Source organism: Flammeovirga pectinis (assembly GCF_003970675.1).
In the GTDB taxonomy this organism is placed as follows: domain Bacteria; phylum Bacteroidota; class Bacteroidia; order Cytophagales; family Flammeovirgaceae; genus Flammeovirga; species Flammeovirga pectinis.
The window spans coordinates 1,757,056-1,768,963 of sequence record NZ_CP034562.1; the positions used below are offsets into that span (position 1 = coordinate 1,757,056).

Here is an 11,908-nt window from a genome sequence, read left to right on the forward strand (position 1 = left end):
ACGCTAATTTGCAACGTATTTAGGGTTTGAATTGTAATTAAAGGTGTCTTTTAACGTTGTTTCACAACTATTGAGCCATATTAAAAAGACTTTTGATATAAAAAATGAAAGCCTTTCGTGTAAATACACAAAAGGCTTTCAATATCATTAAATCGTGGAAATAAATTATCCTACGATATCAATTTTTAAACTGTTTGTTCTTCCTTCTTTATTCAATGGAAGAGCAGCGATGTTTACAAGGCTATCACCTTTAGAGATGAATCCTTTTTGTACTAAAATTGCTTCTAACTCTTTGAAAGTTTCAGTAGAAGATTCTTTAGGTACATAATGGAAAGCTCTAACACCCCATACTAAGTTTAAAGTTGCAGCTAAAGCTTTATCAGATGAGAAGATAAAGATGTTAGCGTGTGGTCTGTGTCTTGCTATACGAGAAGCAGTAAACCCAGAGTTTGTTAAACCTACAATTGCTTTAGCTCCTAAAAGGTTAGAAATATTTGCAGCAGATTGTGCGATTAAGTTACCTCCGAAAGTTGGTTTTGTTGGATCAAAATCAAATTCTTTCTCGTAGATATCTTGGTTCTGACGTTGAACAGCAGTAATGATACGAACCATTGCTTGTACAGTTTCTACAGGGTAGTCACCAGCAGCAGATTCAGCAGATAGCATTACAGCATCAGCACCATCAGTTACAGCGTTAGCTACATCATTTACCTCAGCACGAGTAGGACGAGGGTTAGTGATCATAGATTCCATCATTTGAGTAGCAACGATAACTGGCTTAGCAGCTTTGTTACACTTAGCGATGATTTCTTTTTGGATCATTGGTACATCCTCGAATAAGATTTCAACACCTAGGTCACCACGAGCAACCATAATAGCATCAGTTACTTGTAAGATCTCATCAAAGTTTTCAATAGCTTCTGGACGTTCGATCTTAGCGATGATACGTGCATTAGAACCTTTAGCTTTGATGATTTCTTTAGCTGAAATAATATCTTGAGCAGTTCTTACGAATGATAAAGCTACCCAGTTTACACCGTGCTCTAATCCGAACTCTAAATCTCTTCTATCTTTTGCAGTTAAAGAAGCTTCAGAAATATCTGTATCAGGTAAGTTCATACCTTTACGAGATTTTAATTTACCACCGTGAACAACTTCAGCGATGATTTCATTAGCTTTAACTTCAACAACACGAACACACAAGTTACCATCATCAATCATGATGTTGTCACCAGCTTTTACATCTTTTACAATGTTTGTATAACTAGTAGATACTTTATGTTTAGTACCAACAACTGGAGTATTTGTGATGATGATTTGCTCACCTTCAACAATTTCTACAGCTCCGCCTTCCATTTCGCCGATACGAATTTTAGGGCCTTGCAAATCTTGTAAGATCGCAGTATTGTGACCGAATTTTGAGTTGTACTCATTTACCCAATCGATAACTTTTTTATGCTCAGAGTGAACATCATGCGAGAAGTTTAAACGAAATACATCTGCACCTGCATGAATAAGCTCTAATATTTTTTGCTTATCTCTTGTAGCTGGTCCAATTGTAGCGACGATCTTAGTTTTGTTGATTGCGATACTCATAGTTCTTAATTAACGAATATATAAATTTTAAATGATTGAGTTGCAATATCAAATTTTTGGTCTGATATTTATTTATGAACTCTATATTTGAAACACATGCGAATTTATTAGATTCCTTATAATGGAACAAGTACTATTAAATCATCTTATATTAACAAATGCAATTTAACACTGAAAATTGGCTTTTAGAGAGAAAAAAAACCAAAAAAAAGACTTTAGCAGTACTCGTTGATCCCGATAAGTGGACAAAAGAACTAAATTTTTTTTTAAGAAATGGAGATAAAAGTCACTTGCCTGATATTTTTTTGGTTGGAGGAAGCCTACTTTCTACAAATTTTTTAGAAAAAGTAGTTGCACAATTAAAAGAATTGGGGAAACCTGTAATCCTTTTTCCAGGTAATTCTCTACAAATAACAGATAAGGCAGATGCAATATTATTTATGTCCTTAATCTCTGGAAGAAACCCAGAATTTTTAATTGGACAACAAATTCATGCTGCACATAGAGTAAAAGAAAGTAATCTTGAAGCAATTCCTTTAGGATATATTTTAATTGAAAGTGGAGCTCCTACATCTGTTCAATATATGAGTAATACGCAACCTATTCCTGCAGCAAAAAATGATATTGCAATGAGTACTGCAATGGCTGGAGAATTACTAGGGATGAGAGCTTTTTATTTGGAAGCGGGTAGTGGAGCAGATTCTCCTGTTTCTGATGAAATGATTTGTGGTGTAAGAAAATCTGTTGAAGGTTTGTTATTTGTGGGTGGTGGTTTAAGAGATGCAGCTGTAATAAAGAGTAAATTTAAAGCGGGAGCTGATATTGTAGTAATTGGGACTGCTTTTGAAAACAATCCCAATTTATTAAAAGAACTTTCAGAAGAATTAGAATATTAATCAGGTCTTCTATCTTTATTATAATTATTTGATTTGTTACGGTTTTGGTTATTTCCATGTGAATTACCACTACCGTTACCGTATTTATTATTATTAAAATGCTTTTTTGGTCCTCTATTATTTCCGCCACCTCTAGCGTTTGAATTTCGGGGTCTTGGAGAATATCTTGGTCCGAATCCTAAAAATTGAGGATTGTTAGGTTTGTCAATTTCAATACCTATTAAACCTTCAATTTTTGCAAAAGAGATTTGTTCTTTAGGATTATCATTGATAAAAGTGATTGCTTCTCCTTTTCTAGATGCACGAGCAGTTCTACCAATACGGTGAACATAATCTTCTGGATCTTTAGGGACATCAAAGTTAATTACTAGTTCTACTGTTTCAACATCAATACCTCTAGAAATAATATCTGTTCCCACTAAAATCTTAGTCACTTTTCCTTTAAAACGAAGTAATACTTCTTCTCTTTCTTTTTGATCAAGATCAGAGCTAATACCTTCCGCAGAAAGTCCTCTTTTTCTTAAAATATCTGTAACTTCTTTAACCTTGCTCTTCGTACTTGTGAAAATGATAACACTTTCATAAGATTCTTCACTAAGAAGAAAATCTACCATAGGACCTTTTTGGTTGTCATACAGTAAAAAAGCTTTTTGTGTTACATTTTTTGACGTCTTAGATATTGCAATATTAATCTCAGTAGGATTTTGCAATAACTCTTTTGCTAAAACCCTAATTTTAGGAGGCATCGTAGCAGAGAAGAATATATTTTGTCTCACTTTAGGTAAATGAGAAGCAATTTGTAAAATGTCTTCATGAAAACCCATGTCTAACATTCTATCAGCTTCATCCAAGATAAGGTTTCTAACCTTACCTACATTTGCACCAATATTTAAATGTGAAAGTAATTTACCTGGAGTTGCTACAATAATATCTACACCTTGCTTTAATGCAGTTCTCTGATTTGAGAACGTACTAGAGTCTCCACCATACACTGCAATAGAAGTTACAGGTGTAAAATAAGATAACCCTTGGATTTGATAATCTATCTGAAGGGCTAATTCTCTAGTAGGTACAATTATTATAGTATGTGTATCTTTTCCGTTATAATCAGACATGTGTATCTGATCCATAATAGGAAGTAGGAACGCTGCAGTTTTACCTGTACCTGTTTGTGCACAGGCAATAAGATCTTTTCCGCCTAAAATGGCTGGAATAGCTTGTTCTTGAATAGGAGTAGGCTCTCTAAAATTCATAGAGTAGATGCCATCCAAAAGATCGTCGTTTAATTCAAAATCGTCGAAAGTCACGTTAAATTCTTTATAATTTAAAAAATAATTAAAATGAGGAATTTAAGTGCGGTTTTTATATGCATCTGTTGCTCCTCTAACAGATTTATGTTCAGCTAATAAGCTTTCAGCAATAGATCTATCCACAGGTATTTCATCCATAACCATTCGGATAGCTCTTTCTTCTAATTTATGATTTGTAAGCTGCATATCAATCATTTTATTTCCCTTCACTTTTCCAAGTTGGATCATGATGGATGTTGATATCATATTTAAGGCTAATTTTTGAGCAGTACCTGCTTTCATTCTTGTACTTCCTGTTACAAATTCAGGACCAACAATAGGCTCCACAGCATATTGTGCTACTTGTGCCATTTTGCTATCAGGATTGCATACAATACAACCTGTAAGAATATTATTTTTGTTTGCTTCTTCCATTCCACCTATTACATAAGGAGTTCTTCCAGAAGCAGCAATACCAATTAGAGAATCATTTTCTCCAATATTTTCATTTTTAAGGTCTATCCAAGCTTGTTTGTCGTCATCTTCTGCATGTTCTACAGCTTTTCTTATTGCACCATCACCACCTGCAATAATACCAACAACTAAATCAAAAGCTACACCAAAGGTAGGAGGACATTCAGAAGCGTCAACAACGCCAAGTCTTCCACTCGTTCCAGCCCCAATATAAAATAGTTTACCACCTTTCTTCATTCTTGGAACGATAGCATTCACTAATGCTTCGATTTGAGGAATTGCTTTTTGGATTGCTAATGGTACGGATTGATCTTCTTTATTGATATTATGTAAAAGTTCATTTACACTCATCTTTTCAAGATCATTATAATTTGATGATGATTCTGTAATCATATTTGTTATTCGTTGAAAAGTTTAATTTACGAATAACACTTTAATACTTTTCCTACTTAGATAAAAATAACCAAAATAGGAGCGTTTTATTTAAAGAAAAGCAATTATATCTTCAATATGTGCTTGGGCGTCACTTAAATCTTGATTAATTAATTTCAACTGATTCTCAACTTCATTTTTATTAAGGTGTGTAACACCAAAAATAAAACTACCAGAATGGTTAATTTTTAAATCTCTATTGTGAATTAATTTATTGCCAATCTTTTTAATTGAAATTTGATATCCATCAATTAAGCACTTTCCTTCAAACTTTAAAATATCATTTTGTGAGTTAATCAAGAAGTTATTCATGTAGAATAACATATTATCTAGATTTTCTGAATCGAATGGAATAATAAATAAGTTGATATCTTCATTTACTTTTTCAAAATAGATATCATCTGTATTTTTATTTAAAATTGAATTGATATTTTTAGGATAAGAAAGGGCTGAAGGGTTAACTTTTTTAGCAAAGTAATAATTGCTAGGGTAATTGTCATCAAATATTAGACGATCGGCAAAAGCCATATCGTGCCATGAAATACTATTATTTAAATTGACAAGATTTACTAACTCATCTTTTGAATAAGCAACCGTATCTTTCCAAATAAATTTATCCATAATTATTTCATCTGATAAGACTAAATCTGCAACATGTTCTAGTGGAGTTAGTCCATCTGTATAAATACAAACATCATTATTTGCTGCAATAACTTTATCTAACCATTCTAGATTTTCATCATATTTTATCCAAGTAGCTATATTATTATTTCCTGTAGGGGCAAATAAAATAGTATTTGATGTCTTTTGAGGACGAAAATTTGTGATCGTAATAAAGTGTTTGATATTCATATCTATGTAATTATTTGTGATACTCAATTACATAAACATTATTTTAGCTAAAAATGATTCATTTTCACTTCACAATAAATGTCAAATGCGTTTGATATTGTCGCATATAATTGCTGTTGCAACCGCAACATTTAAAGATTCTGACTCACCAAATCGGGGGATAGTAATTTTCACAGATAAGATATTATGGATCTCCTGACTAATTCCATGAGATTCACTTCCCATTACCATAATGCTTTTATCGTTAGGAGTAAATTTATGAATATTCTCACCATCCATGTCTGCACCGATTAATTGTATGCCAGCTTGTTTATAACCTGATAACAAAGCAGAAAGATCTATAACATGACATTTAATTCTAGTAAATGCCCCCATAGTAGATGCAATTACTTTTGGAGCAAAAGCATCTGTACAGTTTTTAGATAAGAAAATGTCGCTTATTCCATACCAATCTGCAATACGTAAGATTGTCCCAAGATTACCTGGGTCTCTAACATCATCAAGAGCTAAAGAGAAATTAGGGAGTTCGTTTGCGGTAGGAATAGGGTAAGAAGGGATTTTGGCTATTGCTAAACCGCTATCATTTGTTTGTAGTGAACCGTTTTGTTTTAAAAGTACAGGAGTTGTTTCATCAGTAACTGAGATTTTATTTAAAACTGAAGGAGGGAGAACCTCTTTAAATTTTTCAGTATAAAAAAGTGCTTCAATTTCTAAATTAGACTTGATAAGTTCTTGAATGTTTTTTTGTCCTTCAACAATAAAACGATTTGAATCTTTTCTTTTTTTCTTTTGAAGTAACCCTTTTACTTCTTTGCTCCAACGTTTGTTCACTGTATTTTAAATTTTATCTTCTTCTAAATTCAGGTATGTCTAATATGTCGAATACATTATTTGTATTTACAAAAGCGTGATTTACTCGATTACTAAGTATCATTAAAAAAGCCTCAGTATCTGGATAGTGAACAAATAGTGTAGAATATCCACGCCACCATCCACCATGGTAAACAACTGTAGAACCATCAGAGACATGAAATAATCTCCATCCGTAACCGTAATTGTAATTACCTCTTCTTTTTGGACTTTGGAAAGTGAAAGCTTCATCTAATGTTTCTTGTTTAAATAATGAATCTTGCAATAAAGCAACATGCCACTTAAACATATCTTCTACATTGGAATATACACTTTTATCGCCTAAAACACCATCTAGTAGATAATCTTCGTATTTACGTCTTCTTGCAGTGTGCCCAATTGCTACATTATCTTGATGCGCTCTTTCTTTTTCAAAAGTAAAAGTGCTATCCATGTGCAAAGGAGTAAAAATTCTATCGTCTAGAAATTGAGCAAATGATTTACCCGAAACTTTTTCGACAATTTCAGCAAGTAGCATATAACCCGTATTTGAATAACGAAACCTTCTATCGGGCGTACCGTACTTACCTGGTTTATATTCATAGAGGTAATCAACGCAAAGATCATTATTTATATAAGTTTGCTTGTCTTTAATTTTTCTATCCATTAAATAGATATAATTAGGCAAGCCTGATCTATGGTCTAACAACATTTTTATTGTAATGCCATCATACGGGAAATTAGGGAAGTATTTATTTATAGAATCACTATACGCTAATAATGAGTCTTGTTTTAAAAGCATTATTGAAGCTGCTGTAAATTGCTTTGATACAGAGGCTAATTGAAAAAGATCGTCATCATGTAACTTTGTTCTTCTTCTGATATCTCTATAACCAAACGCTTTTTTAAAGACAATTTGTTTTTTCTTGCCTCCTAAAACAACTCCATTAAATTGTCTAGTTTTTTGAAGTTTGGTGAAAGTAGAATCAAAAATATGATAGAATTCATCGAACTCTTCTTTTGATAATGAATCAATTGTTGGTGTAATTACTTCGGGCTCTTCTATTGTTACTACTTTTTCAGCTGATTCTTTTTTAGTACAGCCAAATAATAGGTTTACTCCAATAAGTAAAGTAATTAATCTGGAAAGATTATTTTTCAATGAATTATCTATTTGACTTCGAAATCGAGTAATTTTTCACCTTCTATAAATCCTTCAATTCTATCTCCAATTTTAACTGGACTAACACCTTTAGGGGTTCCAGTGAAAATAAAATCTCCTTTCTTTAAAGTGATGTATTTAGATACAAAAGCAATAATTTCATTTACATTCCAAAGCATCATACTTGAATTGCCGTTTTGTTTTTCCTCACCGTTAAGTGATACACTGAAATTAATGTCTTGAATATCTTTGAAATTCGAAATAGGTTGAAATTTAGAAATAGGGGCACTGTCATTAAAAGCTTTTGCAAGTTCCCAAGGAAGCCCTTTTGCTTTTAGTCTAGATTGAACGTCTCTTGCTGTAAAGTCAATTCCTAAACCTACTTCTTCGTAATATCTATGAGCAAATTTTTCTTGAATGTATTTCCCGCCTTTACAGATTTTTACAACTAATTCTACTTCATGATGTATATCCTTAGAAAATTCTGGATAGTAGAAAGGGTCGTTATTTTTTAAAACTGCTGTTTCAGGTTTTGTAAAAATTACGGGTTCAGTAGGACGTTCATTATTTAATTCAGCAATGTGATCAACATAATTTCGACCTATACAAATAATTTTCATAATCTGTTTTTTAAAATAGAGTGAACAAAAAAATGCCCGATACATTCATACCGGGCATTTTAGAGGAAACTAAAATCAACTATTTTTTCTTAGTTGCAGCTTTTCTTCCTCTTGTAGAACGACGTTTTGGCGACGCTTCAACTTCTTCGATTACCTCGACATCAGTTAAAACTCTACCGCAGTGTTCACATACGATTAATTTCTTTTTCTCACGGATATCAGCTTGTCTCTGAGGAGGGACAGTGTTGAAACAACCACCACAAGCACCTCTTTTTACAGTAACAACTGCTAAACCATTAGAAGAGTTATCTCTGATCTTGCTGTAAGATCTTAATAATCTTTCATCAAGATGTTTTGTAGCTTTATCACGTTGCTTAAGAAGTTTTTGTTCATCAACTTCACTTTCAGCCATGATTTCGTCAAGTTCAGATTTTTTAGTTTGTAAATCCTTTTTACGCTCTTCTAAAGCGTCTTTTGTATTTACAACTCTTTCACTCTTCACTTTCTCATCAGCTTCGTTATCACGAATTTTCTTTTGAGCAACTTGGATATCAAGATCTAACATCTCCATTTCCTTGTTGATAGCATCAAATTCTCTGTTATTTCTAACGTTCATTTGTTGCTCTTCAAGATAAACAATACGCTTTTTGAAGTCCTGAATTTTACCTCTTAATTGATCAATAGTTCCTTCGACATCTGACAGATCTCTTTGTAAGTTATCTATACGAGTCTCGTAACCTATGATCTCATCCTCTAGGTCTTGAACTTCTTCCGGCAGGTCGCCGCGTAATTTGCGGATTGCATCTAGTTCGCTATCGATTTGTTGTACTTTCGAAAGCGCTTCGATTCTTTGGGCGACTGTATTCTCCATAGGGATTGGCAAAACTAAATGTTGACATTAAATTTCTTAGTGGCATTTATAACTAGTAAAATGCACGAAATGCAATTTTAAGAAATTAAATCGTATTTATCTCTATATAATTGAAATTAATAACGATTCAATATTGTATAAATGCAAAAAAAAGGCTAGCAAAACAAGTTACTAGCCAATTATTGTGCTCCCAACAGGGCTCGAACCTGTGACCCTCTGATTATGAGTCAGATGCTCTAACCAACTGAGCTATGGGAGCTGCTTTTCCTTGAAAGCGTTGCAAATATAGGGGATTATTTCCGTACAATGCAAAATAAAAATTGAACTTTTTTTAGATTATTTTTTAAATGATTGAAATAGAACAATTTATTTTTAATTATTTACTTCTATTTTTTTGAATCAAATTGATTTATCATCCAAAATCTTCAATTTTACCTCATAAATCAATTAATTTCCTTTAGGTATAATTAGTTTATGATTGATATTTATTCACATAATTATTGATTTAGAACATTATTAATTGGAATTTAATCAACAAATAAATTAACAAAATTGAATGTTTTCCCATCAAACAAACCTTTGTCACTTATTTTTAGTTGAGGAATTACCAATAATGCCATAAATGAAAGCGTCATATAAGGATCATGGAGAGTAGAACCGAACTCTTTTGCTGTTTCAAGGAGTTGGATATATTTTTTTGCAGCTGATTCTCCATCAATATTTGTCATTAAGCCAGCAATTGGTAATGCAAATGTAGCTTCCTTAGTGTCATTCTTAATGCAAAGCCCACCTTGCATATCAATAACTTTATTTACAGCTGCTGCAATAGCCTCATCAGTAACACCAACAGCAACTATATTATGAGAGTCGTGTGCAACTGTAGAAGCAATAGCTCCTTCTTTCAAACCAAAACCTTTTATATAAGCTACTGATACAGGAGCTTCTTGATAGCGATTTACGACTGCAACTTTTAGAACATCATTCTCCTTTAAAGAGTTTATATCGTGTGACTCTTCAGATGTTATTAACTGACCATCGTGTGCTACAATTACTCTTACTTTATTTTTGCCATCTAGTGCTAAATTAAAATCACTTGCTTTTTTAGGTTGACAATTAAATTTATTAATAATTTGAGCTGTTGGCGTAGAGAATAATTCTTTTCCATTTTCAGCAACCTTCACACCATTTATATAAGTGGCAATAGGTTTGAAATTGCTCATGTTATTAATAATCACAAAATCTGCATAATCACCCTCTCTTAATTGGCCAACATCTAAGTTATAATGCTCAATAGGATGGATGGATGCTATTTTAATGGCATCAAAGATATCTGTACCCATATCTAGTGCTCTTTTGATAAACTTATCCATATGACCGTTTATAAGCTCATGTGGATGGGAGTCATCAGTGCAAAACATTAGTTTTGATGGATGCGATTTTAGGAGTGGAGATAAAGCCTCGAAATTCTTAGCAGCAGAACCTTCTCGGATTTGAATTTTCATTCCATGTTCAATTTTATGGAGTGCTTCGTCTAATTCAAAACTTTCGTGATCTGTTGAAATCCCTGCAGCAGCATATTTAATCAATTTTTTACCTTTTAAACCTGGAGCATGCCCATCTACAGGTTTTTTTGCAGTTTTAGCAATTCTAATTTTTGCCATCACATCAGCGTCATTATTGAGCACTCCCGGCCAATTCATCATTTCTGATAAATACTTAATATCATCATTGGCAAGAAGCTCTTCTATTTGGCTAACACTAATGGTATCTCCAGCAGTTTCGAAAGCTGTTGCAGGCACGCAAGAGGGAGCACCGAAATTGAATTTAAAAGGAGTTTGTTTTCCATTCTCAATCATGTAATGTATACCTTCAATACCCACTACATTCGCTATTTCGTGTGGATCAGAAATTGTTGCTACAGTACCGTGTCTAACTGCAATTTTTGCAAATTCAACAGGGGCAAGCATAGAACTTTCAATATGAATATGTGCATCTACAAAACCTGGTACTATATATTGACTTATACCTTTTGAAGATTCATCGTATTTAATTGATTTAATACGTTTCCCTTCAATCGTGATACATCCAGGGTAAATCATTCGTTTATGAACATCTACAATATTTCCTTTGATTTCTGTTGCCATTTCTACTCTTATAATGTTGTGTAAAAAACAAAGCCAAAATACATTATGAATATGTATTTTGGCTTGTTCTATAAAGATTTATTATAAATATTCTCTTTAGAATACTAATGCATATGCTAATGTTACGTCAAATCTGCTTATTGATAAATCGTCTCCACTAACTCGTGTAATATCAGATAAACCTGCAATGTACCTGAAATCAATCATGATATTATCTACCATTGCACCAATACCAAATACTAAAGAGATATTAGAATCATTTAAATAACGATTCACATTACGATCATTTGTACTTTCTGATGGAGATAATGAACCATCAATAATATTAGTAGGGCCATTTTCTTTTGCCTTAGCTAGTACACTAACCATAGGGCCAAAATTAAAAAAGAACCTATTTTTCTTTCCGACAGAAAATTTAGCTAATAATGGAATATCAACATAATTTAAACTGACAGTTGTACCCATAGATTTTGATCTAATCATGCTGTATAAACATTCTGCTTGTAATGAAAAGACATCACTTGTTGCTGCTTCTACAACACCACCAAAAGTAATATTTGGCTTGTAAGAAAAATCGTTTGTACGATTGGTTCTTATTTTAGAGATATTAGTACCAACTTTTGCGGCAATCATAACACCTTGACCAAAAACTATGTAAGAACTTAAAAGTAGTCCAAGGGTTAAAAAAATCTTCCTCATGAACAGTAGAGTTAGGGATTTAGA

Annotated in this window: 11 protein-coding genes and 1 tRNA gene; 1 reads left to right on the forward strand and 11 read right to left on the reverse strand. The window is 32.7% G+C overall.

Features of this window, described 5'->3' with window-relative positions; all coding sequences use genetic code 11:
• Positions 1-165: 165 nt before the first annotated feature.
• Entirely contained in the window at positions 166-1,596 is a 1,431-nt protein-coding gene (gene pyk, locus EI427_RS07070; protein WP_126613102.1) for a pyruvate kinase, read from the reverse strand.
• Positions 1,597-1,754: 158 nt separating this feature from the next.
• Between pyk and EI427_RS07075 the strand changes: the two genes are divergently transcribed.
• Positions 1,755-2,492, forward strand: a complete 738-nt coding sequence (locus EI427_RS07075; protein ID WP_126613104.1) for a geranylgeranylglyceryl/heptaprenylglyceryl phosphate synthase — start codon at positions 1,755-1,757, stop codon at positions 2,490-2,492.
• Here EI427_RS07075 and EI427_RS07080 read toward each other — a convergent pair.
• The 10 genes from EI427_RS07080 to EI427_RS07125 form a co-directional block, all read right to left on the reverse strand.
• Entirely contained in the window at positions 2,489-3,799 is a 1,311-nt protein-coding gene (locus EI427_RS07080; RefSeq protein ID WP_205727910.1) for a DEAD/DEAH box helicase, read from the reverse strand. The genes EI427_RS07075 and EI427_RS07080 overlap by 4 nt on opposite strands.
• A gap of 42 nt (positions 3,800-3,841) precedes the next feature.
• Positions 3,842-4,648 carry an N-acetylmuramic acid 6-phosphate etherase gene (gene murQ, locus EI427_RS07085; protein ID WP_126613106.1) on the reverse strand — a complete coding sequence of 269 codons (807 nt, stop codon included), beginning with the start codon at positions 4,646-4,648 and terminating at the stop codon, positions 3,842-3,844.
• A 90-nt stretch (positions 4,649-4,738) separates the two neighbouring features.
• The gene (locus EI427_RS07090) at positions 4,739-5,539 is read right to left on the reverse strand and encodes a hypothetical protein (RefSeq protein ID WP_126613108.1); all 801 of its coding nucleotides are present in this window, start codon (positions 5,537-5,539) and stop codon (positions 4,739-4,741) included.
• Between the two features lie 81 nt (positions 5,540-5,620).
• Complete coding sequence (locus EI427_RS07095) at positions 5,621-6,370, reverse strand: TrmH family RNA methyltransferase (protein WP_126613110.1); 750 nt, start codon at positions 6,368-6,370, stop codon at positions 5,621-5,623.
• Positions 6,371-6,383: 13 nt separating this feature from the next.
• Positions 6,384-7,550, reverse strand: coding sequence for a serine hydrolase domain-containing protein (locus tag EI427_RS07100; RefSeq protein ID WP_170178415.1), 1,167 nt, complete (start codon positions 7,548-7,550; stop codon positions 6,384-6,386).
• 8 nt (positions 7,551-7,558) lie between these two features.
• On the reverse strand, positions 7,559-8,170 hold the full coding sequence (locus tag EI427_RS07105) for a fumarylacetoacetate hydrolase family protein (RefSeq protein ID WP_126613114.1): 612 nt from the start codon (positions 8,168-8,170) through the stop codon (positions 7,559-7,561).
• A 79-nt stretch (positions 8,171-8,249) separates the two neighbouring features.
• Entirely contained in the window at positions 8,250-9,041 is a 792-nt protein-coding gene (locus EI427_RS07110) for a zinc ribbon domain-containing protein (protein WP_126613116.1), read from the reverse strand.
• Positions 9,042-9,226: 185 nt separating this feature from the next.
• Positions 9,227-9,300 (reverse strand) — tRNA-Ile (locus tag EI427_RS07115).
• Positions 9,301-9,568: 268 nt separating this feature from the next.
• Positions 9,569-11,185, reverse strand: coding sequence for an adenine deaminase (gene ade, locus EI427_RS07120; RefSeq protein ID WP_126613118.1), 1,617 nt, complete (start codon positions 11,183-11,185; stop codon positions 9,569-9,571).
• A gap of 96 nt (positions 11,186-11,281) precedes the next feature.
• Positions 11,282-11,884: a porin family protein gene (locus EI427_RS07125; protein WP_126613120.1), complete on the reverse strand. Its 603-nt coding sequence runs from the start codon at positions 11,882-11,884 to the stop codon at positions 11,282-11,284.
• Between the last annotated feature and the right edge of the window lie 24 nt (positions 11,885-11,908).

Coding starts and splice junctions, on each gene's coding strand:
- EI427_RS07110 (WP_126613116.1), bottom strand. CDS start 9,041: ATGGAGAATACAGTCGCCCAAAGAATCGAAGCGCTTTCGAAAGTACAA.
- EI427_RS07075 (WP_126613104.1), top strand. CDS start 1,755: ATGCAATTTAACACTGAAAATTGGCTTTTAGAGAGAAAAAAAACCAAA.
- EI427_RS07125 (WP_126613120.1), bottom strand. CDS start 11,884: ATGAGGAAGATTTTTTTAACCCTTGGACTACTTTTAAGTTCTTACATA.
- pyk (WP_126613102.1), bottom strand. CDS start 1,596: ATGAGTATCGCAATCAACAAAACTAAGATCGTCGCTACAATTGGACCA.
- ade (WP_126613118.1), bottom strand. CDS start 11,185: ATGGCAACAGAAATCAAAGGAAATATTGTAGATGTTCATAAACGAATG.
- EI427_RS07090 (WP_126613108.1), bottom strand. CDS start 5,539: ATGAATATCAAACACTTTATTACGATCACAAATTTTCGTCCTCAAAAG.
- EI427_RS07105 (WP_126613114.1), bottom strand. CDS start 8,170: ATGAAAATTATTTGTATAGGTCGAAATTATGTTGATCACATTGCTGAA.
- murQ (WP_126613106.1), bottom strand. CDS start 4,648: ATGATTACAGAATCATCATCAAATTATAATGATCTTGAAAAGATGAGT.